This is a genomic window from Streptomyces rubiginosohelvolus, from assembly GCF_014649875.1.
In the GTDB taxonomy this organism is placed as follows: Bacteria; Actinomycetota; Actinomycetes; order Streptomycetales; family Streptomycetaceae; genus Streptomyces; species Streptomyces rubiginosohelvolus.
In genome coordinates, this window is sequence record NZ_BMTW01000010.1 from 171,034 (window position 1) to 196,917 (window position 25,884).

Genomic DNA, 25,884 nt, shown 5'->3' on the forward strand with positions numbered 1-25,884 from the left:
TACGGGAACGGCTCAGGCCGTACGGGTACGGCTCAGCCGGATGCGGCGCGGCGCCGGTCGGGGCAGTCCTCGGTCTCCCGGCAGAGGTTCTCCTCGACCTTCGCCAGCAGCCGGACCAGCTCCGTGCGCTCGGCCGGGTCCAGGCCCGCGAGCGTGTGCTCCTCCAGGCTGCCCCAGGCGGCCTCCACCGCGGTGTGCAGCGCGCAGCTCTCGTCCGTCGCCTCGACCAGCACGGCCCGCCGGTCGGCCGGGTCGGGGCGGCGGCGCACATGCCCGGTCTGCTCCAGCCGCTGGAGCATCTTCGTGACCGTGGACGGGTCCAGCTCCATGGCCTTGATCAGCTCCGTCTGCCGGACCGCCCCCCGGTCCCACAGATGCATCATCAGCAACTCCTGCCCCGGGTAGAGGTCCACCCCCTTGAGTACCTTGCCCGCCGCGATCCGGTGCAGCCGGGCCACCCGGGAGACGGCGTGGCTGACGGGCCCGCCGAGCGCCGCCGTGGGCAGCGCGTTCGTACAGGCGTCTTCCGCGGGGGTGGCGCGGGTCATGGCGGGCTCCTGGGGTCCTCGGGGCGGTGAGCGGCGGCTTCGGTCGTGGCCTCGGTGGCGGCTTCCGATGATGCCCGACGGTTTCCGGCAACTTTACCTTGGTCGGCCAATGAATGAGTTACAGTTGCCCCCGGCGGCGATCGTTGGCCGACCACATACTTTCTCTTGGCCGACCACATACTTATCCGGGAGCCATCGTGACCACCGTTTTCGACCCGATCGACCTGTCCGGCACCCCTCTGGCCAACCGCATCGCGCTGGCCCCGATGACCCGCAGCCGGGCCGGTGAGGGCGGCACCGCCACCGAGCTGACCGCCACGTACTACGCCCAGCGCGCCTCGGCGGGACTCGTGATCACCGAGGGCATCCAGCCGTCCGTCGTGGGCCAGGGCTACCCCTCCACGCCCGGCCTGCACAGCGCCGAGCAGGTCGCCTCCTGGCGTACGGTCACCGACGCGGTGCACGAGCGGGGCGGCAGGATCTTCGCCCAGATCATGCACGCGGGCCGCATCGGCCACCCGGTCCTGCTGCCGGACGGGCTCGTCCCCGTCAGCGCCTCCCCGGTCAAGGCCGAGGGGCAGGTCTACACCCACGTCGGACCGAAGGACTTCGTCGAGCCGCACGAGCTGACCGACGCCGAGGTCAGCGCGACCGTCGCCGACTTCGTCACCGCCTCCCGCAACGCCGTGGAGGCCGGGTTCGACGGAGTCGAGCTGCACGGCGCCAACGGCTACCTCATCCACCAGTTCCTGGCCCCCAACACCAACCTGCGCACCGACGCGTGGGGCGGCTCCGACGAGGCCCGCACCCGCTTCGCCGTCGAGGTCGTCAAGGCCGTCGCCGCCGAGATCGGCCCCGAGCGCACCGCCCTGCGCATCTCGCCCGGCAACCCGTACAACGACATCGACGAGCCCGCGCCGGAAGCCACGTACACCGCGCTGGTCCGCGCGATCGAGCCGCTCGGCCTCGCCTACCTGCACATTCTGGAGGCCGTCCCGATCCGCGAGCTGACCCTCGCCCTGCGCAAGGCCTTCTCCGGGACCCTCGTCATCAACGTGCACTCCGAGGGCCCCACCGGCCCGGGCGACCACACGGTGATCGACGACGGCATCGCCGACCTGATCTCCTACGGGGCGCTCTTCCTCGCCAACCCGGACCTGCCCGCCCGGCTCAAGGCGGGCGGCCCGTTCAACACCCCCGACCCGTCGACCTTCTTCGGCGGCGACGCCAAGGGCTACACCGACTACCCGGCGCTCGACGCCGTCTGATCCTCCAGGGGCCGCCCGTCCCACCGCCACGCGGTGCGGCGCGGGTGGCCCGGCAGTTCGGCGCGGCCGGTGGCCCACAGCAGGACGGCCCACCGGTCGCCGCCCGCCGGCGCGTCCGGGAAGAGCCGGGCCAGCGCCCGGTCGCAGAGCGCGGCGGGCGGCGCCCATTCCAGGCCAAGACCCTCCGCGAGGTCATGGGTGTGCACCAGGGTCTCCACCACACCCATCGCGGCGAAGCCCTCCGGGTCGGAGATCCCGTAACCGTGGTACGAGCGGACCCCGGGCGACGTCGTCCGCGCCATCGAGGCCAGCAGCGCCCCGCTCGCCTCCAGTGTGGCCAGCAGTCCGGCGGGCCCGGCGGCACGGTCGGCGAAGACCGCGTTGTGCGGCCCGCCCTGCCGGTCGGGCGCCCACCGGTAGGGCACCTCGCCGTCCAGCGGGGGCGTACGCGGTCCCAACTGGACGGCGTACGCGAACAGATCGTCGCTGAGGTGCTCCACCGTCTCCCAGCAGGTCCACGTCAGGCTCCCGGCGGGTTCGTCCCAGCGGTCCGCCGGGGCGCCGGCCAGCGTGCCCACCGCGAGCCGCACGGCGGTCGTCACGTCGTCGGCGGTCACCGGCAGCCGGGTCCCGGTCAGCGCCGCCCGCTCGGCCGCGCTGCACTCCACGCAGAACTCGTTGCCCTCGGGGTCGGCGAGCGTCGCCCAGCCGCGCCCGTTCGGCCTGCGGTGGTCGCCGACGAGAGTCGCACCGAGCGCGAGCAGCCGCTCGACCTCCTCGTCGCGGGAGCGGTCGTGCGGCTGGATGTCGAGATGGACCCGGTTCTTGGTCTGTTTCTTCTCGGCGACCTGCACGAAGAGCACCGCAGCACCGGGGGTCTCCAGCAGCGCCTCCGGGTCGCCGGGCAGGTCCTCGTCGGAGAGCGGTGCGCCGAGCACCTGGGCCCAGAAGCTGCCCAGCGCGTAGGCGTCGGCACAGTCGATCGTGATGTGGCGTACATGGGAAGTCATGGCGGACACCCTCCCCGCCGACTCGGGCCCCGGTCCAGCGAGTTACGCGGCGAGCCGCCCGCGCCCCGGTCCCGTACGGCAGCGCGAGGGGCCGGGACGGCGTGCCGTCCCGGCCCCTCGCGCCTGCGCGTCGCGCTACTTCACCGGGGTGAAGTCCCGCGCCCCGATGAACTCGGGGCGGCGGACCGGAGCCGAGAAGGGCTCCTGCGCCGCGTTCTCCACGCTGTTGAAGACGATGAAGACGTTGCTGCGCGCGTACGGGGTGATGTTGTCGCCCGAACCGTGCATGGCGTTGCAGTCGAACCAGGTCGCCGAACCGGCCTTGCCCGTGAAGAGCTTGATGCCGTGACGGTCGGCCATCTTCGTCAGCGCCTCGTCGGACGGGGTGCCGGCGTCCTGCATCTGGAGCGACTTCTTGTAGTTGTCCTTCGGCGTCTCGCCCGCACAGCCGAGGAACGACTTGTGCGAACCGGGCATGATCATCAGCCCGCCGTTGGTGTCGAAGTTCTCCGTCAGCGCGATCGACACGGACACCGTCCGCATGTTCGGCAGACCGTCCTCCGCGTGCCACGTCTCGAAGTCCGAGTGCCAGTAGAAGCCCGAGGCGCCGAAGCCCGGCTTCACGTTGATCCGGGACTGGTGGACGTACACGTCCGAGCCGAGGATCTGGCGGGCCCGGCCCACCACCCGCTCGTCGCGGACCAGCCCGGCGAAGACCTCACTGATCTTGTGGACCTCGAAGACGGACCGCACGTTCTGCGTCTGCTTCTCCACGATGGAGCGCTCGTCGGCACGGATCAGCGGGTCGGAGACCAGCCGGTCCAGCTCCGCCCGGTAGGCGGCGACCTCGTCCGGCGTGATCAGCTGCTCGATGCTGAGGAAGCCGTCGTGCTCGTAGCTCTGCAGGTCCTTGGCGGCGATCGGACCCGGTGCGCCCGGCGCGGACCAGATGACCGGGTCCTGGCGGGGAGTGGTCATCTCGGCGGCGCCGCGCGATGGGTACAGATCGGCGCGTACTTCGGTGGTCATGGTTCAGCCCTCCTCGGTCAGCAGTGGGTAGACACCGTTCTCGTCATGGTCCTCCCGTCCGGTGACGGGGGGATTGAAGACGCACACGCAGCGGAAGTCGGTCTTGGGCCGCATGGTGTGCCGCTCATGCCCGTCCAGCAGATACATCGTGCCGGGCGTGATCCAGTGCTTCTCGCCGGTCTCGTCGTTGGTGAGTTCGGCCTCGCCCTCGGTGCACAGCACCGCCTCGATGTGGTTCGCGTACCACATGGAGGTCTCCGTGCCCGCGTACAGCACGGTCTCGTGGAGCGAGAAGCCCACCTTCTCCTTGGCGAGCACGATGCGCTTGCTCTCCCAGGTGCCGGACGCGGCCTTCACATGCCGGTCGGTGTTCTCGATGTCACTGAACGATCGGACGATCACGGTGAGCGGTTGCCTTTCTCTTCTCTGCACAGGGCCCGGGCAGCGAAGCCCGGGCCCCTCTTCCTCTTCCGCCTGCCCCGGCAGCGCCGGGTCAGGCCGTCTCGCGGACGCAGCGGGCCAGCGTGCGCAGGCCCTCGTCCAGTTCCTCGGGGGTGATGGTCAGCGGCGGCAGCAGCTTGACGACCTCGCTCTGCGGGCCGGAGGTCTCCAGCAGGAGCCCCAGCTCGAAGGCGCGGGCGCAGACCGCGGAGGCGCGGGCCGGGTCCTCGAACTCCATGCCCCACACCAGGCCCCGGCCACGGAAGCTCGCCGTCGACTCCTCGGCGCAGATGGCCAGCAGCGTCTGCTCGATCTGCTCGCCGCGGGCCAGGGTCTGCTTCTCCATCTGGCCGTCCGCCCAGTACGCCTGCAGCGCGGCGGCGGCCGTGACGAAGGCCGGGTTGTTGCCGCGGAAGGTGCCGTTGTGCTCGCCCGGCTCCCAGATGTCCAGCTCCGGCTTGAACAGGCAGAGCGACATCGGCAGCCCGTACCCGCTGATGGACTTCGACAGCGTGACGATGTCCGGGGTGATCCCGGCCTCCTCGAAGGAGAAGAAGCCGCCGGTCCGGCCGCAGCCCATCTGGATGTCGTCGACGATCAGCAGCATGTCCTGGCGCTCGCACAGCTCCTGCAGCGCCCGCAGCCACTCGGCGCGGGCGACGTTGATGCCGCCCTCGCCCTGGACCGTCTCCACGATCACCGCGGCGGGCTTGTTCAGCCCGGAGCCCTGGTCCTCCAGGAGCCGCTCGAACCACAGGAAGTCCGGGACCTGGCCGTCGAAGTAGTTGTCGAACGGCATCGGGGTGCCGTGCACCAGCGGGATCCCGGCCCCGGCGCGCTTGAAGGCGTTGCCGGTGACGGCCAGCGAGCCCAACGACATGCCGTGGAAGGCGTTGGTGAACGAGACGACGGACTCGCGGCCCTTGACCTTACGGGCCAGCTTCAGCGCCGACTCGACGGCGTTGGTGCCGGTCGGGCCGGGGAACATCACCTTGTACGGCAGGTCGCGCGGGCGCAGGATCACGTTCTGGAACGTCTCCAGGAACGCCCGCTTGGCGGTGGTCGCCATGTCCAGGCCGTGGGTGATGCCGTCGCGCTCGATGTAGTCGATCAGCGCTCGTTTCAGCACCGGGTTGTTGTGGCCGTAGTTGAGCGAGCCGGCCCCGGCGAAGAAGTCCAGGTAGGAGTGGCCGTCCTCGTCGGTCAGCCGGGCGCCCTGCGCGCGGTCGAAGACGGCGGGCCAGCCGCGGCAGTAGCTGCGGACCTCGGACTCCAGGGTCTCGAAGACGCTCAGTGCGGGCGGGGTGATGGTCACAGCGGGTCTCCTGCGTGAGGGGGTGTGACGGGCGGTGGTCTGGTGCTCCCCGCCGCACGGATGCGGCCGGGACCGCGCCGGGTGGTCGGCCGGCGCGAAAAGTCGTGGGGCCGGGCGCACGGGTCGGGTGCGCCGGGCGGGTGTCGGGCGGCGGGCGTACGGGTCGGGTACGCGGGAGGCGCGCGCCCTGGCGGGCTCAGGTGGTGAACGGACCGATCCGGTAGAGCACCTCGGGCAGGTGGGTTCCTTCCGGGAACAGGTCGCCGTCGAAGAGGACCTCGTGCTCCAGCGCCACGTCGTGCCGCTGGGCGTAGGACGTGAAGAGCCGGTCGGACGCCGCGTTGTCCGGGGTGATCGTCGTCTCCACGGACGACAGGCCCTGGTCGGCGGCGACCCGGGCGGTCAGCGCGTCCAGCAGGGTCGCGGCCAGCCCCTTGCCACGGTGGGCCGAGTCGACGGCCACCTGCCAGACAACGAGGGTCTGGGGGCGGTCGGGCCGGATGTAACCCGTCACGAAGGCGATGGGCTCGCCGTCCTCGCCACGGGCGACCACGGAGGTCGCGGCGAAGTCACGGCACCACAGCAGGTAGCTGTACGAGGAGTTCAGGTCCAGGACCTGGGAGTCGCGGGCAATGCGCCAGATCGCGGCTCCGTCCTCCACTCGCGGCGCATCGATACTGAGGAATTCGCTTCGGGCACGGGCAAAATCTGCTGGTGCGGCGGTCATGAAATTGAATTTACCCAGCAAATCTCAAAATTGCATCGGCGAAAGGGGTTGGGTGGAAGGGGATCATGTGTTATCAGGCGTGCGCGAGTCACCCCATGATCCAGGGGGAACTTCCCCCGCTTTGTCCCGAATTTAACGGGCATAACGCCGTCGATGTGGAGTCGGTCACAGGGTCGTAACTCTCCTGGAACGTGTCCGAATCATGAAGTTCGATCTGCGTGAAAACTGCCGCGTTTAGCCGACGGAAAAGCGGGCAGAAGAATGCGGGAAGCTGTTTTCGGAATAACAGCTTCCCGCGCGGTGGTTAATTTATCGGCTCGGCCAGGTTTCCGAAACAGCCCGGCGGGCAGCCGCGATATCGACCTGCCGGCCCGCATCGGTCAGCGCCGCCCCCAGAGCCGCGAGCGAGGACAGCACCGCGCCCCGCGTCGCATCCGCCCCGTAATGGTTGACCCGGATCATCTCCTTGGACAGCGCCCCGCCGCCCGCGACCAGCGGCAGCGCGGGGTCAGCCGCCAGTGCCGCCGCGACCAGCGCGGCCGCGTCCGTACCCGCCGGGGCGCGCAGCGTCGTCGCCACCGGGGCCGCGTCCCGCGCCGCGTGGACGTACGGCTCAAGACCGCCGCCCAGCGCCACCGCTCCGGCCCGGGTCGCCGCGGCGGCCGAGGCGTGGCGGGCCATCACCGTCTCCAGCCCCTCGTCCTCGATCCGGGCCACGCACGCCTCCAGGCCCAGCATCTCCAGCTGCGCCGGGGCGTGCGGCAGAGCCGTGCGGCCGCCGTCGATCCAGCGCTCCTTCCAGTCCAGCAGCGAGAGGTAGGAGCGGCGCGGGGCGGCCGGGTTGGCGGCGATCCGCTCCCAGGCCCGCGCGCTCACCGACACCGCGGAGACCCCGGCGGGGCCGCCCAGGGCCTTCTGCGCGCCGATCACGCACAGGTCGACGCCCCAGGCGTCCGGCAGCAGCGGCTCGGCGCCCACCGAGGCGACCGCGTCCAGCATGAACAGCGCGCCGTGCGCCCGGACCACCTCGCCGATCTCCGCGACCGGGTTGGTGTTGCCGGTCGCCGCCTCCGCGTGCACCAGCGAGACGAAGTCGATCTCCGGGTGTTCGGCGAGCGCCTCGGCGACCTGGTCGGCGGTCACGGCCGTGTGGAAGGGCACCACGAGGTCGACGACCTGCGCGCCGCAGTCCCGCAGCCAGTTGCCGAAGGTCTGCCCGTACGGGCCGGTGACCACGTTCAGCGCGGTGGAGCCGGGCCGCGCGCCGCTGCGGATACAGCCCTCCAGCGGCAGCAGCGCCTCGCCCTGGGTGATGACGACGTCCTGCTCCGTGGCGAGGAGCCGGGCCACACGCCGCTCGATCGCCGCGAAGTGGCCGGCGGTCAGCGGGGGAAGGTCGAGGAAGGGGTGCGTCACGGTGGGGCTCTCTTCGGGTTCGTCCGTCGGTCGAAAGGCACTGGCAGCCTACCGACGGCCCGTCGGCGGCCTCGTACAGTGCCGCGTATGAGTGATCAGGTGAGTGATCGGGTGAGGGGCCTGGCGGGTGGTCGGCGTGCGTGACCGGGAGGAGCAGCCGGTGCTGCGGGTGAAGGGCCGGGTGCTCGTCGGCCCGGACGAGGTGCGGGACGAACTGTGGGCCGTGGACGGGCGGATCACCTACGAGCGGCCGCCCGGCGCCGTCGACGCGGTGACGGTCAGGGGCTGGGCGCTGCCCGGCCTCGTCGACGCCCACTGCCATGTCGGTCTCGACCGGCACGGCCCGGTCGACGCGGCGACCGCCGAGAAGCAGGCGCTGACCGACCGGGAGGCCGGCACCCTGCTGATCCGGGACGCCGGATCGCCCTCCGACACCCGCTGGATCGACGACCGCGAGGACCTGCCGAAGATCATCAGAGCCGGCCGCCACATCGCCAGGACCCGCCGCTACATCCGCAACTACGCGCACGAGATCGAGCCGGGCGACCTCGTCGCGTACGTCGCCCAGGAGGCCCGGCGCGGCGACGGCTGGGTCAAGCTCGTGGGGGACTGGATCGACCGCGACGCCGGGGACCTCACCGCCTGCTGGCCGCGCGGCGAGGTCGAGGCGGCCATCGCCGAGGCGCACCGGCTGGGCGCCCGGGTCACCGCGCACTGCTTCGCCGAGGAGTCGCTGCGCGATCTGGTGGAGGCGGGCATCGACTGCATCGAGCACGCCACCGGCCTCACCGAGGACACCATCCCGCTCTTCGCCGAACGCGGCGTCGCGATCGTCCCGACGCTGGTCAACATCGCCACCTTCCCCGACCTCGCGGCGGGCGGCGAGGCCAAGTTCCCCCGCTGGTCGGCCCATATGCGGCAGCTGTACGACCGCCGCTATGACACGGTGCGCTCCGCGTACGACGCCGGGATCCCGGTCTACGTCGGCACCGACGCGGGCGGCTCCCTGGCGCACGGCCTGGTCGCGGGCGAGGTCGCCGAGCTGGTCAAGGCGGGCATCCCGCCCCTGGAGGCGCTCTCCGCGACCGCGTGGGGAGCCAGGCGCTGGCTGGGGCGGCCCGGCCTGGAGGAGGGGGCTCCGGCGGACCTGGTCGTGTACGACGCGGACCCGCGCGCGGACGTCCGGGTGCTGGCGGCGCCCCGGCACATCGTGCTGAACGGGCGGGTCGTCGGCTGAACCGGCGGTGTGTTGACGGGCAGTGACGGATGCGGCCGTCGGCTCGTTGGTGTAGCCCGGCTCGTCCACGCACCCGGCCCACGCCGTGTGAAACGGGTGACGGGGAGAGGCGGGAGGGAACGCACGTGCCGAAAGATTCGAATATGCGCGCGGAAACCCCCCTTTGGGGTGAACTCACTTCAGGTATCCGCCAGTTCACCCTCAGTGCGTAAAGATTCACGGAGTCGAGGCCACCGGCGCAGGCGATGTCCCCCATTGGACTGTGCCGGTGGCTCCATGTCTCTTGTGGGGGTTCCACCATCTTGAACAGCAACACCTTCCGTCTCGCCGCCGTGGCGGTCGCCGCCGCCCCCGTCGCCCTGCTTGCCGCCGTCCCCGCGCACGCAGCCCCGGCGACGCCCGCCACCGGCGGTGAGGGCAGGGCGAGCGCGGTCGTGCTCCGTACCGGACTCGACGTCTCGCTCCTCAACAAGTCCATCCAGGTGCCCCTCAAGGTCACGCTCAACGAGGTGCAGGCCCCGGCCAGCGCCGAGAAGACCGCGCTGACGGTCAACCTGGACGGGGTGCAGGGCCGCCCGGTCAACGTCCTGCGCGCGGACGTGGCCACTTCCAACGCCACCGTCGACGAGCACAAGGCCGAGGGCTACACCAACCTGGCGAAGGCCCGGATCCATGTCCCCGGACTCGCGGCGCTCCCGCTCATCGAGGTCGAGAAGGTCACCTCCAAGGCGCTCTGCGAGGCGGGCAAGCAGCCCGTCGCCGAATCGAACGTGCTCGGCCATGTCGCGGTGCTCGGCAAGAAGGTGACGCTCAGCGCGGGCGGCCCGACCCAGGTGTCGGTGCCGGGCGTCGGCGAGGTCTCCCTCGACCTGTCCAAGACGGTCACCACCGAGCGCACGGCGGCCGCGACGGCGCTGCAGCTCAAGGTGGCGGTCAACCCGCTCAAGCTCAACGTGGCCGAGGTCAACGGCGAGGTCACCCTCGCCGAGGCGACCTGCGAGACGCCGAAGACGCCCGAGGAGCCGAAGACGCCCGAGGAGCCCAAGACGCCCGAGGAGCCGAGCTCGACCGACGGCGGCTCCACGGGCGACGACGTGAAGACGCAGACCGGCTCCGACACCGGCCCCGCGCCCGCCGAGGCCAACCTCGCCGAGACCGGCGGCAGCTCCACCACGCCGTACATCGCGGGCGGCGCGGCCCTCCTCCTCGCCGTCGGCGCGGGGGCCACGGTGCTGGCGCGCAGGCGCAGCAGCGGCCAGAGCTGATCCGTACGACGGGGGACGGGGGCGGCATGACGGGGGGAGGGGGCGGCGTTCGCACGAAGAGCGCCGCCCCCAGGTGCGGGGCCGCTCAGCGCCCCGATCTCGCGGGCAGCGCCTGCACGGCCTGGTCCAGTGCCTGGAGGAAACGATTGGTCGTGGCCCGGTCGCGGACCGCGAGCCGCAGCCACCGCGGCCCGAGCCCGGGGAACGTATCGCCGCGCCGGGCCGCGAAGCCCAGCAGCCGCAGCCGCTCCCGGACCTCCGCCGCCCGCTCCAGACGCACCAGCACGAACGGCCCGCGGGCCGCCTCCACCACCTCCACCTCGCTGAACTCCGCGAGCCCGGCGAGCAGATGCGCCCGGTCCACCGTGATCCGGTCCGCCGCCTCCGCCGCCTCCACCAGCGCCCGCGGCTCCATGCACGCCTCCGCCGCCGCCAGCGCCGGTGTGGACACCGGCCACAGCGGCTGCGCCTCCGCGAGCCGCGCCACCGTCCCCGGCTCGGCCAGCACGTAACCGATCCGCAGCCCGGCGAGCCCCCACGTCTTGGTGAGGCTGCGCAGCACCACGAGCCCCGGGATGTCCGTCCGGTCGCACAGCGCCTCGCGCTCGCCCGGCACGACGTCCATGAACGCCTCGTCGACCACCAGCGTCCGCCCCGGCCGCGCCAGCTTCTCCAGCAGGGCCGCCGGATGCAGCACGGACGTCGGGTTCGTCGGATTGCCGACCACCACGAGGTCCGCCTCTTCGGGCACCGCCGCCGGGTCGAGCCGGAAACCGTCCTCGGCCCGCAGCAGGACCCGCCCCACCTCGTGCCCGGCCGCCCGCAGCGCGGCCTCCGGCTCCGTGAACTGCGGGTGCACCACGACCGGGCGGCGGGCCGGGAGAGCCCGGGCGAGCAGGACGAACGCCTCGGCCGCGCCCGCCGTCAGCAGCACCCGCTCCACCGGCAGCCCGTGCCGGCCGGCGACCGCGGCCCGGGCGGACGACCCGTCGGGATAGGCGGCCAGCGAGGTGAGCGACGCGGCTATCCGCTCGCGCAGCCACGGGGGAGGGGTGTGGGTACGGACGTTCACGGCGAGATCGGTCAGATTCTCGCCGCGCACCTCCGCGTCGCCATGGTGCCGCAGGTCGGGCCCGGCGCTCTCGATGTCCCGCATGGGGGGATGCGTGGGGGGGTTCATGGCAGCCATGGTGAACGGGCGGGAGCCTGCCGTCACCGGTGAGGTGGAAGTTTTCCTGCCGGAAACACCGAAAGTCCCGTCGGCGGCCGGAAAACGGCGGGCCACCGCACAGGTCGCCACCCCCTTCACCGCCGCCTTCCCGCCCGGGGCGCGGGTCTTCGGCACCAGCAGTTCGTCCGCGTCGATCAGCGCGGCCGCCTCCGCGACCGACGGAGTCCCCACCGCCGCGCCCACCGCCCCCGAGGGGTGCGGCACCCGGACCGCCGCCAGCGCCCCGGCCGGATGGGTCCGCACCGGCACCCCGAGCCGGGCCGCCGCCCCCACGATTCCCGGCTCGTCCCCCTTGGCGTCGACCGTGGCCACCTCCACCACATCCGCCGGGTCCAGCCCCGCCCCGCTCAGCACCGCCTCGATCAGGGCGAACACCGCATCGCCCGAGGCGCCCCGGCGCGCGCCGACCCCCACCACCAGACTGCGGGCGCCGGACTCCGGTCCGGGGCCGACGGAAGCTCCGGTCATCGGCGGAGTCCTGCCTTTCAGGTCATACGTCTCGGTGGTACGGGGAAGGGGGCGGGGCCGGTCCGTATACGAAGCACGGACCCGGGCGCGGGGAAGGGCGGCGGGAACGCCGCCGGTAAGGACACCCTGAGATGCGCGGAGGGGGCCCGATCGGCTAGCAAGGCCCCATGGCGGTGTTCGTCGCGCTCGGCGCGTTCCTGATGACCCTGGCCGGCGGCTGGGTCGCCCAACGCGTCACCGACCGCCGCCATCTGGTGCTCGGCCTCGCGGGCGGGCTGATGCTCGGCGTCGTCGGCCTCGACCTCCTGCCGGAGGCGATCGAGGCGGCGGGCGAGCCGGTGTTCGGGGTGCCGATGGCGCTGCTGCTCTTCGTGGGCGGCTTCCTGGTGGCCCATCTGGTCGAGCGGCTGCTCTCCGCACGCCAGGTGGCACACGGGGCGGGCGGTGGGCACCACGGCGACCGCGTACCGCAGGTGGGGCTGACGGCGGCGGCCGCGATGGTCGGCCACAGCCTGATGGACGGCATCGCGCTCGGCGCCGCCTTCCAGGTCAGCGGCTCCATGGGCGTGGCCGTCGCGCTGGCGGTGATCAGTCATGACTTCGCCGACGGATTCAACACGTACACCCTCACCAGTCTGTACGGGAACGCCCGCCGCAAAGCGCTCCTGATGCTGTTCGCGGCCGCCGTGGCACCGGTCGTGGGCGCGGCGACGACGCTGCTGTTCACCCTTCCGGAGGAACTGCTCGGCGGCTATCTCGGCTTCTTCGGCGGAGCCCTGCTCTACCTGGCCGCTGCGGAGATCCTTCCCGAGGCGCACCACACCCATCCCGCCCGCTCCACCCTTCTCTGCACCATCGGGGGCGTGGGCTTCATCTGGCTGGTCGTCGGCATCGCCGAGTGAGCCACGCGTACGCCCCGCACGTCCCGGTGCGCCGGACGCGCCGCCGCCGACCGGGCCGGAGATGCCCGCCGATACGCGGTCCGCGACGCCGGGCGGAGGTGATCCGCTCACCGCGCCGGAAACGCCCGGCAGTGCTCCACGAACCGCCGGGCCACCTCGGGCGACGCGGCCCAGTGGGTGTGCAGATAGCTCGCGTGCACGCCCCGCTGGACGTACCCCTCGACCCGCCGCTCCGGCTGGTGCATGCCCCAGGCCGGGGTGGTCCCCGCCGCCGGCTCCAGCACCGTGCGGTGGAACTCATGGCCGCGCATCCGGGTCCCCGCCGCAGCCAGCGGGCTGTCCGAGACCGCCACCGCCTGCCGGTAGCCGAGCGTGAGGCGCTCCGACATCCCGGCCTCGGCGTCCAGCACCCCGCACATCGGCTTCCCGTCCAGCTCCCGGGCCAGATACAGCAGCCCCGCGCACTCGGCGGCCACCGGCGCACCGCTCAGGGCCAGTTCCGTGACCGCCCGCCGCAACGGCTCGTTGGCCGACAGTTCGGGGGCGTACATCTCCGGGAACCCGCCGCCGATGACGAGCCCCGCCGTTCCCGTCGGCAGCTTCTCGTCCCGCAGCGGGTCGAAGGTCACGACCTCCGCACCGGCCGCCGCCAGCAGCTCGGCGTGCTCCGCGTACGCGAAGGTGAACGCCGCCCCGCCCGCCACGGCGACGACGGGCTTCTCGGCGCCGGGCCCGGGGGCGTACGCCGGTGCCCACGGCTCGTCCGCCAGCGCGGGCGCCGTCCGCGCCAGCGCCATCAGCGCGTCCAGATCGCACCCGGCGCGCACCCGCTCGCCCATGGCCCGTACGGCGTCCACCGCGTCGCTCTGCCGCTCGGCCACCGGGACCAGACCCAGATGCCGCGAGGGCGTCGCAACCTGCGGCGCCCGCCGGATCACCCCGAGCACCTGCAGCCCCGACTCGTCCAGCGCGTCCCGCAGCAGCGCCTCGTGCCGGTCCGAGGCCACCTTGTTCAGGATCACCCCGCCGATCCGCACCTCCGGATCCCACGAGGCGAACCCGTGCACCAGGGCCGCCACCGAACGGGACTGCGACGACGCGTCCACCACCAGCACCACGGGCGCCCTGAGCAGCTTGGCCACCTGCGCGGTCGACGCCAGCTCACCCTGGCCCGACGCACCGTCGTACAGCCCCATCACGCCCTCGACCACGGCGAGGTCGCACCCCGCCGACCCGTGCGCGAAGAGCGGGGCGACGAGGTCGGTCCCGCACATGTACGCGTCGAGATTCCGGCCGGGGCGGCCCGTCGCCAGCGAGTGGTAGCCCGGATCGATGTAGTCCGGGCCGACCTTGTGCGGCGAGACGGCGAGACCGCGCGCGGCGAAGGCGGCCATCAGACCGGTGGCGACGGTGGTCTTGCCGCTGTTGGAGGCCGGAGCGGCGATGACCAGACGGGGCACACTCACCACTCGATGCCCCTCTGGCCCTTCTGCCCCGCGTCCATCGGGTGCTTGACCTTCGACATGTCGGTCACCAGGTCGGCGGCCTCGATGAGCTTGTCGGGCGTGTTGCGGCCGGTGATCACCACATGCTGGGTGCCGGGCCGGTTCCGCATGACCTCGACGACCTCGTCGGTGTCGATCCAGCCCCAGTGCATCGGATAGGCGAACTCGTCGAGCACGTACAGCTTGTACGTCTCCGCCGCCAGGTCCCGCTTGACCTGCTCCCAGCCCTCGCGGGCCTTCTCCTCGTTGTCGAGCTGGCCGTCGCGCTGGACCCAGGACCAGCCCTCGCCCATCTTGTGCCAGTCGACGGTGCCGCCCTCGCCGCTCGCGCCCAGCACCTTCAGCGCGTTCTCCTCGCCGACCTTCCACTTCGCGGACTTCACGAACTGGAACACCCCGATCGGCCACCCCTGGTTCCAGGCCCGCAGCGCGAGCCCGAAGGCCGCCGTCGACTTGCCCTTGCCTATGCCCGTGTGGACGAACAGGAGCGGGCGGTTGCGCCGCTGACGGGTGGTGAGCCCGTCGTCCGGCACGGTGGTCGGCTGTCCCTGCGGCATTAAGCGGCCCTCCCGGCTGCGGTGACGTCCTTGACGAGCCCGGCGATCGAGTCGGCCCGCAGCTCGTCGAGCGTGACGGCGGTGCCTCCCAGCTCGCGGGCCAACTCCCCGGCGAGACCGAGGCGTACGTACCCCGACTCGCAGTCCACGACCACGGATGCGGTCCCCTCCGAGCGGTGCAGCCGCCCGGCCCGCCCCGCGAGCGCCACGGGCTCCGGCCCGCCGGTGGCCCGCCCGTCCGTGACCACGACGAGCAGGGGCCGCCGCGACGGATCGCGCAGCCGCTCCACCCGCAGCACGTCATGAGCCTTCAGCAGCCCGGCGGCCAGCGGAGTGCGACCCCCGGTCGGCAGCGACTCCAGGCGGGCGGCGGCCGCGTCCACGGACGAGGTCGGCGGCAGGGCCACCTCGGCCTCCTTGCCCCGGAAGGTCACCAGACCGACCTTGTCCCGCCGCTGGTAGGCGTCCAGCAGCAGCGACAGCACGGCCCCCTTCACCGCACTCATCCGCTGCCGGGCCGCCATCGACCCGGAGGCGTCCACGACGAACAGCACGAGGTTGCCCTCACGCCCCTCGCGGGTCGCCTGCCGCAGATCGTCCCGGCGCACCACCAGCCCGCGCCCCGCACGCCCGCGCGCACGCTGGTGCGGGGCGGCGGCCTGCACGGTGGCGGCCAGGTGCAGCTTGGTCAGCGACCCCTCGGGCCGCCGCGCGCCGGTGGTACGGCCGTGCTCGGTACGGGCCCGGGAGCGCCGGCCCGCAGCACCTTCGCCGAGCCCCGGCACGCTGAGCATCTTCGTCCGGAACGGCTCGGCGGACGCCACCGGCTGCTGCTCACCACCGGCGGGCCGTCCGGGCGCGTCGGGCGCGCCCTCGGGGGCCGGGGACGGCGAGTCGCCCTCAGAGCCCTGGGGCGGCGTACGGTCCTCCCCGTCGGCCTGCGGCGGCACGCCACCGCCACCGCCTCCGCCGCCGTCATCGTCCCCGCCCCCGTCGGGATCGGGCTGGTCGTCGCCGTCGCTGTTCTCCGGCGGCCCGGCCTCGTCCAGGGTCTGGTCGAGCTTGTCCTCGTCGAGGCCCGGCGCGTCGAACGGGTTGCGGCGCCGCCGGTGGGGGAGGGCCAGCAGGGCGGCCTGCCGTACGTCGTCGGCGGTGACCTCCTCGCGGCCCGCCCAGGCGGCGAGCGCGGTGGCGGTACGGGCCATGACGATGTCGGCCCGCATCCCGTCGACCTCGAACGCGGCGCAGGTGGCCGCGATCTGCCGCAGCACGCCGTCGCTCAGCACGACCCGGGGCAGCAGGACGCGCGCGGCGGCGATCCGCTCGCGCAGGGCGCCCTCTTCCTCGGCCCAGCGCGCGGCGAACCCCTCGGGGTCGTCGTCGTACGCGAGCCGGCGCCGCACGACCTCGACCCGCTCGTCGGTGTCCCGGGACGCGGAGACCTCCACGGTCAGCCCGAACCGGTCCAGCAACTGCGGCCGCAGCTCGCCCTCCTCCGGGTTCATCGTCCCGACCAGCAGGAACCGCGCCGCATGCCGTACGGAGACGCCCTCGCGCTCGACGTACGAAGCACCCATGGCCGCCGCGTCCAGCAGCAGGTCCACCAGGTGGTCGTGGAGGAGGTTGACCTCGTCGACGTACAGGATCCCGCGATGCGCGTCGGCCAGCAGCCCCGGCTCGAACGCCTTCACGCCCTCCGAGAGCGCCCGCTCGATGTCCAGCGCCCCCACGAGCCGGTCCTCGGACGCCCCGACGGGCAGCTCCACGGTCCGCGCCGGACGCGACACCCCGGCCGCCTCCGCGTGCGGCCCATCGGGACACGCCGGATCGGGCGAGGCCGGATCACAGGAGAACCGGCACCCGGGTACGACGGGGACCTCGGGCATCAGCGCGGCGAGCGCCCGCACGGCGGTGGACTTGGCGGTCCCCTTCTCACCCCGCACGAGCACCCCGCCGACGGCCGGACTGACGGCGTTCAGCAAGAGCCCGAGCCGCAGGTCGTCCTGCCCGACGATCGCGGTGAAGGGATACGGCGTACTCACAAGGCCTCCTGGTCGACATGCTGTTCAGCTTCTTGCCCGAGCCCGTGGGGCGTGGCTTCCGCGGACCCGCCAACTTCAAGCCCCTCCGGCGATTGAGGAGCGGGGTCCGGGGCAGCGCCCCGGCTCTCCGCCCCACCGGCCCCCAACGGCGGCGCCCCCGGCGGCACGAACGGCAACCCGGCCGGCGCCCCACCCTCGATCAACCCCCACAACGCATCCGCGTCCGCGTGCTCCTCCACCAGGTCCCCCAGCCGATCCAGCTGCTCCTCCCGCAGCACCCCGAAACTCGTGTCCGGCGCGGGCACGAACCGCCGCCCGGCGGCCCGGGCCACCTCCACCAGGAACCGCCGCCGGAACGCATCGCTCTCCAGCGACCCGTGCCAGTGCGTCCCCCACACCGCCCCCACCCGGCACCCGTCCAGGAACGGCTCCCCGCCCCGAACGTCGGCCACCCCGTGGTGGATCTCGTACCCCTCCACCGGCTCGCCCAGCGCCGAACCGACCGGCCGCGCCAGCGTCTTGTCCCGGTCGAAGCGAATCCGTACGGGAAGGACCCCCAGCCCGTCCACGACCCCCGCCCGCGACTCCACCTCGTCCTCGATCCGCTCACCGAGCACCTGGAACCCGCCGCAGATCCCCAGCACCGGCCGGCCCTCCGCCGCACGCCGCACCAGTGCTTCCGCGAGACCGCGCTCACGCAGCCAGGCCAGCGCCTTCACCGTGCCGCGCGTCCCCGGCACGATCACCAGATCCGCGTCGGCCAGCTCCTCCGCCCGGTCCACGAACCGCACCACGACGCCCGGTTCGGCGGCCAGCGCGTCCACGTCCGTGAAGTTCGACATCAGCGGCACAGCGCAGACCGCGACCCGCAGCACGTCCTCCCCGTGCGGCGGCGCCACGACCGACTCCCGCACCGCACCGCGCAGGGAGACCCGCAGCCCGTCCTCCTCGTCGATCCCGAGCCCGTGGGCGTACGGGAGCACCCCGTACGTCCGCCGCCCGGTCAGCCCGTACAGCATGTCGAGCCCCGGCTCCAGCAACGAGACGTCGCCCCGGAACTTGTTCACCAGATAGCCCGCGACCAGCGACTGGTCCTCCGCGCTCAGCAGCGCCGTCGTCCCGAAGAACGAGGCGAAGACCCCGCCCCGGTCGATGTCCCCGACGACCAGCACGGGGAAGCGGGCGGCCCGCGCGATCCCCATGTTCACGATGTCCGTGCGCCGGAGGTTGATCTCGGCGGGGGAGCCCGCCCCCTCGCAGATCACCGCGTCGTACGTCGACCGCAGCTCCTCCAGACAGTCGGTCACCGTGCCGAGCAGCGCCTCCTGACGGCCCCCGTGGTACCCCCGGGCGCTCATCTCGCCGACCGGCTTCCCCATCAGGACGACCTGGCTGGACCGGTCGCTGCCGGGCTTCAGCAGCACCGGGTTCATCAGGGCCGTCGGCTCCACCCGGGCGGCCTGCGCCTGCATCGCCTGGGCGCGCCCGATCTCCGCGCCCTCGCGGGTCACGAAGGAGTTGAGGGACATGTTCTGAGCCTTGAACGGCGCGACCTTCACGCCCCGGCGCACCAGCCAGCGGCAGATGCCCGCCGTGACGACGCTCTTGCCCGCGTCCGAGGTCGTTCCCGCGACCAGCAGCCCGCCGCCCCTCATGCCCGCCCCCGTTCCCGTACCGCACGCGACCGTGCCGTACCACTTGCGCCTGTCATGCCCGTCCCCGCTTCCGCCCCGCGACCGACCGCCGCGCGGCCAGGTGGCCCGCCGCCAGCCGGCCCGCCACGCACACCCCCAGGGCCAGCGCACCGACCCGGCGCGACAGCCGCACCGCGCGCTCGATGTCCGCGCCCCGCACCTCCCGCCCGGCCGCCCCGTTCAGCACCGGCCGGTGCTCGACGCGCCCCGCGTACGCGAGCGTGCCGCCCAGCCGTACGCCGAGCGCCCCCGCGAACGCGGCCTCGACGGGCCCCGCGTTCGGGCTCGGGTGGCGGTGTGCGTCCGCCTTCCAGGCGCGTACGGCCTCCGCGGGCCGCCCGCCGCCGACCACCGCCAGCGCGGCCGTCAGCCGGGCGCCCGGCCACCCCGCCACATCGTCCAGGCGGGCCGAGGCCCAGCCGTAACGGCGGTGGCGGGGCGACTTGTGGCCGACCATCGCGTCCAGCGTGTTCACCGCCCGGAACCCGACCAGACCCGGCACCCCGCCGATCGCCCCCCACACCAGCGCGCCGACGACGGCGTCCGAGGTGTTCTCGGCGACCGACTCCACGACCGCGCGGGCGATCCCCGGCCCGTCCAGGGCGTGCGGATCGCGCCCGCACAGATGCGGCAGCCGCTCCCGGGCCACCTCCAGGTCCCCGGCGGCCAGCGCGCCCCCGATGGCGCGGGCCTCCCGGCCCAGCGACGTACCGCCGACGACGGACCAGGCGGTGGCGGCGGTCAGCGCGACGGCGAGCAGCGGACGTCCCCGAACGGCGCGGGCGGTCAGCGCGGCGGCCCCCACGGCGCCTCCGGCGCACACCAGGGTGTGCAGCGCGCCCCGGCCACGGTCGTCACGCCACAACAGGGACTCGACCCGCGCCGCGGCGCGGCCGAATCCGGCGACGGGGTGGCCCCGCCGGGGATCGCCGAGCAGTGCGTCGGCGACCATCCCCGCCGTGGCGCCGTACGCGAAGATGCGATCGGCACGCACGGCTCAGCCCGTCGCGGAAAGAGGCGTTCCGGCACGGAGGGGTACAGGGAGCGGCGCGGGGAACGGCGCACGGCGGCCGGGCATGGCGTAGGTCCTCACTCAGGGTCCGCGCCCTGGTTCGACGTGACCGACGACGAGAGTCTCCTGGCTCCCGGATCCGCAGTTCCCCCGGCCTTCCAGCCCGCGTACCGCGAGCCGTGACATCCGGTGTGGGGGAGTGCTCCCCGGTGACAGTGGCGGGACCGCGCCGGATTCACACCGGCTTCCTCTGCTGTCGCCGTAAATGGCTCCGGCAGTCCACCACGCCCCGAGAACAGCCGTCAACTCGCTGTTGACCTGCGAGGCTCCACTGTGGGCGGACGCACATCGGGCCGGACACACGAGGGTGTGTCCGGCCCGAAGGGAGTGCGAGGAACGCGGGGGTGCGGCGTCAGGCGACGATCAGATAGATCCCGTAAGAGACCGCCGCGACGCACAGCGCGAAGCAGGCGTACGCGCCGGTGCGCGCCAGCGCGACCGACCCGCCGGAGGCGCTGCCTCCGGCCGTGGCGGACTGCTTGGAGAGGGCGACGATGCCCAGGGTGAAGAGGCCGACCAGCGCGACGGTGACCACGAGGCTGACACCGAAGACGGAGGCGAGAGCTGCCCAGTCGATTTTCATGCGGATCTTTCCTTACACCTTGGCCGGCGGCCGGGCCGGGTCGTCGGGCGCCGAGGCCGGGGCCGGGATGCTGGAGATGAGCTCGGGCTCGGAGGCCGGGACTCCGATGGGCGGCGGCTGGACCGCGGCGATGGCCGTGGTGACGACGCCCTGGGGCTCGTCGCCGTCCGTGTCGTTGACGTTGGTGTGGTCGACGGGCTGGCGACGCGAGGCCACCCAGATGGCGAACGAGCCGCCCACCAGGATGACCGCCGTGACGGCGATGCCCCAGGGGCCCTGCTTGGTCAGGAACTCGGCGCCCGCGCCGACCAGACCCGCGGCCGGCAGGGTCAGACCCCAGGCGATGAACATCCGGGTGGCGGTGGACCAGCGGACCACGCCCCCCTTGCGGCCGAGGCCCGAGCCCATCACGGCGCCGGAGCAGGACTGCGTGGTGGAGAGCGAGAAGCCGAGGTGCGAGGAGGCCAGGATGACGGTCGCCGCGCTGGTCTGGGCGGCGAAGCCCTGCGGCGGCTGGAGGTCGGTCAGGCCCTTGCCCATGGTGCGGATGATGCGCCAGCCACCGAGGTAGGTGCCGAGCGCGATGGCGACACCGGCGGAGACGATGACCCACATGGGCGGGTTGGAGCCGGGGGCCAGGACACCGCTTGTGACCAGGGCGAGGGTGATGATGCCCATCGTCTTCTGGGCGTCGTTGGTGCCGTGGGCGAGCGAGACGAGACCGGCGGAGGCGATCTGCCCGGCCCGGTAGCCCTTGGCGGTCGACTTCAGCTGGTTCGGGTCGGTGACGTTCCGGTTGATCCGGTACGTCAGCCGGGTGGCCAGCATCGCGGCGATACCGGCGACCAGCGGGGCGGCGATCGCGGGGAGCAGCACCTTGGTGACGACGGTGCCGCCGTTGATCGAGGACCAGCCGGCCGACATGACCGCGGCGCCGATCAGACCGCCGAACAGGGCGTGGGAGGAGCTGGAGGGCAGCCCCAGCAGCCAGGTCAGGAGATTCCACAGGATGGCGCCGACGAGCGCCGCGAAGATGACCTCTGTTCTGATGCCGTCTTCGTTGACGATCCCGCCGGAGATCGTCTTGGCGACCTCCACCGACAGGAACGCGCCGATCAGGTTGAGAACGGCGGACATGGCCACCGCTGTCTTGGGCTTCATCGCGCCGGTCGAGATGGTGGTCGCCATCGCGTTGGCGGTGTCGTGGAAACCGTTCGTGAAATCGAACACGAGAGCTGTTACGACCACAATCGCAAGCAGCAGCGTGATGTGTTCCATTTACCCAGGCAATCGTTCGACGTCAGTGGCTCGTGGACCGTAGGCAACCTGAGTGAACGGAAGATGAACTGGGCAGGGCGCTACGGTGACCCCAAGCGGAGTCGGGTGCTTCCGCTTGTGTGCGGGTGGGGTTGTGCGAGGCCGGTGGGGCGCGGCGTGGACTGCCCTTTGCCGCCCGTTGACGAACATTTTGAACGGCCGTTCGGCACCCGGAAGAGATCCCTGTCACTCCCTGTGTGACGTTCCGGTTGCGCGCCTTCACCCCTACGCTCGCCCCATGAGCGAGCAGCAGCCGGAATCCGTCCGTCAGGCCTGGCGGGACGTCGTCGGCACGGCCCGCCGGAGCGCGGCGGAGGGCCTCGTCGTCGGTACCTCCGGCAATGTGTCCGCCCGCGTCGGCGACGTCGTCCTGGTGACGCCCAGCGGGGTGCCCTACGACCGGCTCGGACCCGACGACGCGGTCGGCGTCGACCTGGAAGGACACCAGGTCATCGGGGACCTCGGGCCGACCAGCGAACTCCCCCTCCACCTGGCGGTCTACCGCTCCACCGACGCCGCCGCCGTGGTCCACACCCACGCCGTGCACGCCACCGCCGTCTCCACCCTCGTCGCCGAGGTCCCGCTCGTGCACTACGCGGCGGCCATCCTCGGCGGCCCCGTCCGCACCGCCGCCTACGCCCGCTACGGCACCCCGGAGCTGGCCGACGCCATGCTCGAAGCCCTCCGGGACCGCACCGGCTGCCTGCTCGCCAACCACGGCACCGTCACCTACGGCGACACCCTCGACCAGGCCTACGACCGCACCGCCCAACTGGAGTGGCTGTGCCACCTCTGGCTCACCGCGAGCTCGGTGCCCGGCCGCACCCCGGCCCTACTCACCACGGCCCAGCTGGCCGAGGTGACCGAGGCGCTCAAGGGGTACGGCCAGCGCGGCTGACCGGGCGCCGCCCGAGGCCGGCACCGGGGCGGGGCAGGCGGGGCTTCGGTCCCGCCCCGGACGGCCCCCGCCCGCTGGCCGCCCGCCGCCCGCCCCACGACACTGGAGCGGTGCGCCCGGTAACCGCGACGGCAGTGGCCGTCACCTCGATCCTCGGCGTCGGTGCGGCAGCGGTCGCGGCCGGCCGGTACGCCAGCGACGTCGCCCTCAAGGCGACGCCCGGGCGTCCCCTCCCCGCCGACCGCAGACTCACCGTGCACGCCACCGCGGCCGGGCAGGTCACCCTGACCCGGTCCCTCTCGGCGCTCCGGCCCGGCACCTGGGGCATCGCCGGACCCGGGGTCCACGCGGTGGTCGGCCCCGTCGTCGACGGGGCCTCCGAAGGCGCCGACACCGTCGTCCGCAGGCTGGAGAGCGTCGGCCAGGGGATCCTCGAACCGGGCGTGAAGGTCCGGCTCACCCCCGCCCTGTACGGCGGCGACCCCGGCAGCGACCTCGGCCTCGACCACCAGGAGGTCGAGATCCCCGGCGAGCTCGGGCCCCTCCCCGCCTGGTACGTCCCCGGGGCGCGCGACACCTGGATCATCACCGTGCACGGCCTCGGCACCACCCGGGCCCAGCCCATGAACCTCATGCCGTTCCTGCACCAGCAGCGCTTCCCCGTGCTCGACCTCGCCCACCGGGGCGACCCCGGAGCCCCCCGCCCCGCCGACGGCCTCGGCCACTTCGGCGCCTCCGAGTGGCGCGACCTCGACGCCGCCCTCCGCTACGCCCTGCGGTACGGCGCCCGGAACGTGATCGTCCACGGCTGGTCCACCGGCGCCACCATGGCCCTGTACGCCGCCGTCGAATCCCCGCTCCGCGACCGGATCAGCGGCATCGTCCTCGACTCCCCGGTGCTGGACTGGCCGGTCACCCTGCGCGCCCTGGCCGCCGCCCGCGGCGTCCCGGCCGCCCTGCTGCCGCTCGCCGTCCGTGCCGCCCAGGGCCGCACCGGCATGGGCGCCACCCCGGTGCTGGAGACCTCCGTACCGGCCTCCCTGCGCACCCCGACCCTGATCCTGCACGGCCCCGACGACACGATCGCCCCGTGGGGCCCGTCCCGCGAACTCGCCGCCCGCCGCGCGGATCTGGTCAGCCTGCACGCCGTACCGCAGGCTCCGCATGCGTCGATGTGGAACGTCGGCCCGGCCCGCTACGAAGAGACCCTGCGACGCTTCCTCACGCCCCTGATGTGAGCCGATGGGGTGAACTCTCCCCCTTGCCGCCCCGCCCGGGGAACCTTTCACGTACCGGTGAAACGGCTTCCGTTTGGGCTTTCGGGCCGTCAGGGGCAAGACTGCTCCCGTGACGTCCCGTACTCCGCGCGACTCCAGGCTGCGACTTGTCCGCCCGCGACCCCTTGCCACCGCCCGCAAGGCCGTGACCACCCGGCGCACCAGGCCGGCCCCCCGGCCCCCCGAGGGCACCCCGCCCCGCGCGGAACTGGCCCGCCAGGCCAGGGCGGTGCTCGCCGACGCCGTGCGCATCGCCCACTGGGCCGCCGGCACCCCGGGGCCGGGCACCGCCGCCCCGCTCGCGGCCCACGCCCTCGAACGGGCGGCCACCGCCCTGGAGCTTTCCCCGGCGCAGGTCCGCGCGGGCTGGGACCGGGCCCGGCTGGCCGGACTCGTCGAACTCCACGGCGACACCGCCCGCCCCGGCTGGCGGCTGCGCGCCTGGGACCGGGACGACTCCGCCGTGCTGCGCGGCTGGGTCGCGCTCTTCGACGCCTGGTCGCTCGTCCACGCCGCCCCTGAGGGCATCGAGGCGGGCGCGGTCGCCGAAGCCGTCGAGGCCGTGCCCCAGGTGCTCTCCCTCCTCCAGCTCTCCGCGGGCTCCGTCACCGTCCCCGCCCTGCTGGACCTCCTCGGCCAGCGCGTCGCCGAACTCCATGAGGAGCGCTGCGAAGTGCCCCTGGGCCCCGGCAGAACCGCGTCCGCCGCGTCCGCCGCCCCGGCGGAGACGGCTGCCGCCCAGACCGCCGCCACCGCCGGACCCGCCCGGAGCGCCGACCTCAACGCCCTGTTGCTCGACTGGGCCCTGGAAGGCCTCGCCGCCGTCGGGGCGCTGACCCTCGGCAAAGGGCACGCCACCCTCACCCCGCTCGGCAACTGGGCGGTCTGGGTCAAGCTGGAACAGATCTGCGTCGCCGCCCAGAGCCCGGCCGGAAACATCGAACAGTCCGCCGCCGACATGCTCCTCGGCTGCGCCCGGCTCACCCCGGGACCGGCCCGCGACGAATACCGGGCCTGGCTCGCCGCCCGCACCGTCGGCAGCGCCGTCGCCGAACTGCTCGCCGTCGCCCGGGGCGAGGACGCGCTGCTGCGCGGACTGGCCTTCGAGGCGCTGCGCGTCGTCGGCGCCCCCGCCGAACCCGAGGTCCGCGCCGTGCTCGCCGAACCCTCGCTGCGCCCCTACGCGCTGCTCTGGCTCGCCGAGTACGAGGGCAACGACCCCGACGACGCGCAGGACGTCCTCAGCCGCGAGGAGGCCACCTGGCTCTGGGTCGACACGGCCGCCGCCGTCGCCGACCACGGCGAGACCGGACTGCTGGTGCGCCACCTCGACTCCGCCGTCCAGGGCACCGTCCCGGCCCTCCTCGACGAGGTCAGGGCCGTCGGCCACCCCCGCACCGTCCAGGTCCTGGTCGCCCTGGCCGCGGCCCACCCGGACCCGGCCCTGGCCAAAGCGGTCCGCCGGGCCGCCTTCCAGGTGCACACCGGAGGAGCCTGATCCGTACGCCCCGGGCCCCCGCTCAGCCGGCGGACCCCGGGGCGTACGTCCCGAAGCTCCACACATTGCCCTCGGCGTCCCGCGCCATGTAGTCCCGGGAGCCGTAGTCCTGGTCGGTCGGGTCCATCAGGATCTCCACGCCGAACTCCCTGGCCCGGGCGCAGTGCTCGTCCACCACGTACACCCCCGCCGGGCCCGCGCCCGCCATCGCCCGCGCGAACACGCCCTCGCGCCCCTTGGAACCGAGCATCACCCTGCCGTTGCCCAAGGACAGCTCGGCATGCAGCACACTGCCGTTCTCACCCTCGTACACCGCCTCCTCGGTGAAGCCGAGGCCCTGCGTCAGCGTCCTGATCGCCGCCCTCGCGTCGTCGTAGAGGATCGTCGGGTAGATCGTCGGAACCCCGCTCGCCGCGCCCGCCATGACACTCACCTCTCCTGCCCCTAGGCACCGTCCGATGTGATCTGTATCTCAGTCTTCCATCAGGCGCTGACAACGGCAGGCCGTCCCGGACCGGCTTCCCGGACCGGCTTCCCGGACCGGCTTCCCGGACCGGCTTCCCGGACCGGCTTCCCGGACCGGC

The 25,884-nt window shown here is 73.2% G+C and carries 23 protein-coding genes and 1 riboswitch; of the genes, 7 read left to right on the forward strand and 16 right to left on the reverse strand.

The window, feature by feature from the left end:
- Positions 1–32: 32 nt before the first annotated feature.
- Positions 33–548, reverse strand: a complete 516-nt coding sequence (locus IE134_RS22595; RefSeq protein WP_030713429.1) for a MarR family winged helix-turn-helix transcriptional regulator — start codon at positions 546–548, stop codon at positions 33–35.
- A gap of 197 nt (positions 549–745) precedes the next feature.
- Here IE134_RS22595 and IE134_RS22600 point away from each other — a divergent pair, with 197 nt between their 5' ends.
- Positions 746–1,816: an alkene reductase gene (locus IE134_RS22600; protein ID WP_030713431.1), complete on the forward strand. Its 1,071-nt coding sequence runs from the start codon at positions 746–748 to the stop codon at positions 1,814–1,816.
- On the opposite strand, the gene IE134_RS22605 is transcribed toward IE134_RS22600, so the two are convergent.
- The 6 genes from IE134_RS22605 to IE134_RS22630 form a co-directional block, all read right to left on the reverse strand.
- Positions 1,792–2,826, reverse strand: a complete 1,035-nt coding sequence (locus tag IE134_RS22605) for a VOC family protein (protein WP_189431526.1) — start codon at positions 2,824–2,826, stop codon at positions 1,792–1,794. The genes IE134_RS22600 and IE134_RS22605 overlap by 25 nt on opposite strands.
- Before the next feature lie 135 nt (positions 2,827–2,961).
- Positions 2,962–3,855 (reverse strand): ectoine hydroxylase, encoded by an 894-nt coding sequence (gene thpD, locus IE134_RS22610; RefSeq protein WP_030713444.1) that lies wholly within the window; start codon positions 3,853–3,855, stop codon positions 2,962–2,964.
- A gap of 3 nt (positions 3,856–3,858) precedes the next feature.
- Entirely contained in the window at positions 3,859–4,257 is a 399-nt protein-coding gene (locus tag IE134_RS22615; RefSeq protein WP_006123624.1) for an ectoine synthase, read from the reverse strand.
- Positions 4,258–4,348: 91 nt separating this feature from the next.
- Positions 4,349–5,611 carry a diaminobutyrate--2-oxoglutarate transaminase gene (ectB, locus tag IE134_RS22620; RefSeq protein WP_010061371.1) on the reverse strand — a complete coding sequence of 421 codons (1,263 nt, stop codon included), beginning with the start codon at positions 5,609–5,611 and terminating at the stop codon, positions 4,349–4,351.
- Between the two features lie 196 nt (positions 5,612–5,807).
- On the reverse strand, positions 5,808–6,338 hold the full coding sequence (gene ectA / locus IE134_RS22625; protein ID WP_078614392.1) for a diaminobutyrate acetyltransferase: 531 nt from the start codon (positions 6,336–6,338) through the stop codon (positions 5,808–5,810).
- A gap of 309 nt (positions 6,339–6,647) precedes the next feature.
- The gene (locus IE134_RS22630; protein ID WP_030713450.1) at positions 6,648–7,754 is read right to left on the reverse strand and encodes a pyridoxal-phosphate-dependent aminotransferase family protein; all 1,107 of its coding nucleotides are present in this window, start codon (positions 7,752–7,754) and stop codon (positions 6,648–6,650) included.
- A gap of 160 nt (positions 7,755–7,914) precedes the next feature.
- On the opposite strand from IE134_RS22630, the gene IE134_RS22635 reads away from it, so the two are divergent.
- Both IE134_RS22635 and IE134_RS22640 read left to right on the forward strand, forming a co-directional pair.
- Entirely contained in the window at positions 7,915–8,991 is a 1,077-nt protein-coding gene (locus tag IE134_RS22635) for an amidohydrolase family protein (protein ID WP_189431553.1), read from the forward strand.
- Positions 8,992–9,293: 302 nt separating this feature from the next.
- Entirely contained in the window at positions 9,294–10,256 is a 963-nt protein-coding gene (locus tag IE134_RS22640) for an SCO1860 family LAETG-anchored protein (protein ID WP_030713456.1), read from the forward strand.
- Between the two features lie 85 nt (positions 10,257–10,341).
- Here IE134_RS22640 and cobC read toward each other — a convergent pair whose 3' ends face one another.
- Positions 10,342–11,955, reverse strand: coding sequence for an Rv2231c family histidinol phosphate aminotransferase CobC (cobC, locus tag IE134_RS22645; RefSeq protein WP_126931234.1), 1,614 nt, complete (start codon positions 11,953–11,955; stop codon positions 10,342–10,344).
- Positions 11,956–12,122: 167 nt separating this feature from the next.
- On the opposite strand from cobC, the gene IE134_RS22650 reads away from it, so the two are divergent.
- Positions 12,123–12,857 carry a ZIP family metal transporter gene (locus IE134_RS22650; protein ID WP_006123616.1) on the forward strand — a complete coding sequence of 245 codons (735 nt, stop codon included), beginning with the start codon at positions 12,123–12,125 and terminating at the stop codon, positions 12,855–12,857.
- A 107-nt stretch (positions 12,858–12,964) separates the two neighbouring features.
- On the opposite strand, the gene IE134_RS22655 is transcribed toward IE134_RS22650, so the two are convergent.
- The 7 genes from IE134_RS22655 to IE134_RS22685 all read right to left on the reverse strand — a co-directional run bounded on the left by IE134_RS22655 (position 12,965) and on the right by IE134_RS22685 (position 21,588).
- Positions 12,965–14,326: a cobyrinic acid a,c-diamide synthase CobB gene (locus tag IE134_RS22655; protein ID WP_189431528.1), complete on the reverse strand. Its 1,362-nt coding sequence runs from the start codon at positions 14,324–14,326 to the stop codon at positions 12,965–12,967.
- Positions 14,320–14,919 (reverse strand): cob(I)yrinic acid a,c-diamide adenosyltransferase, encoded by a 600-nt coding sequence (gene cobO / locus IE134_RS22660; protein ID WP_189431530.1) that lies wholly within the window; start codon positions 14,917–14,919, stop codon positions 14,320–14,322. Before cobO ends, IE134_RS22655 begins: the two co-directional genes overlap by 7 nt.
- Positions 14,919–16,961, reverse strand: a complete 2,043-nt coding sequence (locus IE134_RS22665) for a putative cobaltochelatase (RefSeq protein WP_189431532.1) — start codon at positions 16,959–16,961, stop codon at positions 14,919–14,921. Before IE134_RS22665 ends, cobO begins: the two co-directional genes overlap by 1 nt.
- Positions 16,958–18,616, reverse strand: coding sequence for a cobyric acid synthase (locus tag IE134_RS22670; protein ID WP_126931233.1), 1,659 nt, complete (start codon positions 18,614–18,616; stop codon positions 16,958–16,960). The genes IE134_RS22665 and IE134_RS22670 overlap by 4 nt, the downstream gene beginning before the upstream one ends.
- A 52-nt stretch (positions 18,617–18,668) precedes the next feature.
- Positions 18,669–19,649 carry a cobalamin biosynthesis protein gene (locus IE134_RS22675; protein WP_030713474.1) on the reverse strand — a complete coding sequence of 327 codons (981 nt, stop codon included), beginning with the start codon at positions 19,647–19,649 and terminating at the stop codon, positions 18,669–18,671.
- 137 nt (positions 19,650–19,786) lie between these two features.
- Positions 19,787–19,918: riboswitch (cobalamin riboswitch) on the reverse strand.
- A gap of 161 nt (positions 19,919–20,079) precedes the next feature.
- Positions 20,080–20,310, reverse strand: a complete 231-nt coding sequence (locus IE134_RS22680; protein WP_010061387.1) for a hypothetical protein — start codon at positions 20,308–20,310, stop codon at positions 20,080–20,082.
- Between the two features lie 12 nt (positions 20,311–20,322).
- Positions 20,323–21,588, reverse strand: a complete 1,266-nt coding sequence (locus IE134_RS22685; RefSeq protein WP_030813842.1) for an inorganic phosphate transporter — start codon at positions 21,586–21,588, stop codon at positions 20,323–20,325.
- 277 nt (positions 21,589–21,865) lie between these two features.
- On the opposite strand from IE134_RS22685, the gene IE134_RS22690 reads away from it, so the two are divergent.
- The 3 genes from IE134_RS22690 (at position 21,866) to IE134_RS22700 (ending at position 25,300) form a co-directional block, all read left to right on the forward strand.
- On the forward strand, positions 21,866–22,525 hold the full coding sequence (locus tag IE134_RS22690) for a class II aldolase/adducin family protein (RefSeq protein ID WP_030713476.1): 660 nt from the start codon (positions 21,866–21,868) through the stop codon (positions 22,523–22,525).
- Between the two features lie 110 nt (positions 22,526–22,635).
- The gene (locus tag IE134_RS22695) at positions 22,636–23,763 is read left to right on the forward strand and encodes an alpha/beta hydrolase (protein ID WP_030713481.1); all 1,128 of its coding nucleotides are present in this window, start codon (positions 22,636–22,638) and stop codon (positions 23,761–23,763) included.
- Positions 23,764–23,947: 184 nt separating this feature from the next.
- Entirely contained in the window at positions 23,948–25,300 is a 1,353-nt protein-coding gene (locus IE134_RS22700) for a hypothetical protein (RefSeq protein WP_030713484.1), read from the forward strand.
- A gap of 22 nt (positions 25,301–25,322) precedes the next feature.
- Here IE134_RS22700 and IE134_RS22705 read toward each other — a convergent pair whose 3' ends face one another.
- Positions 25,323–25,724, reverse strand: a complete 402-nt coding sequence (locus IE134_RS22705) for a VOC family protein (RefSeq protein ID WP_189431556.1) — start codon at positions 25,722–25,724, stop codon at positions 25,323–25,325.
- Between the last annotated feature and the right edge of the window lie 160 nt (positions 25,725–25,884).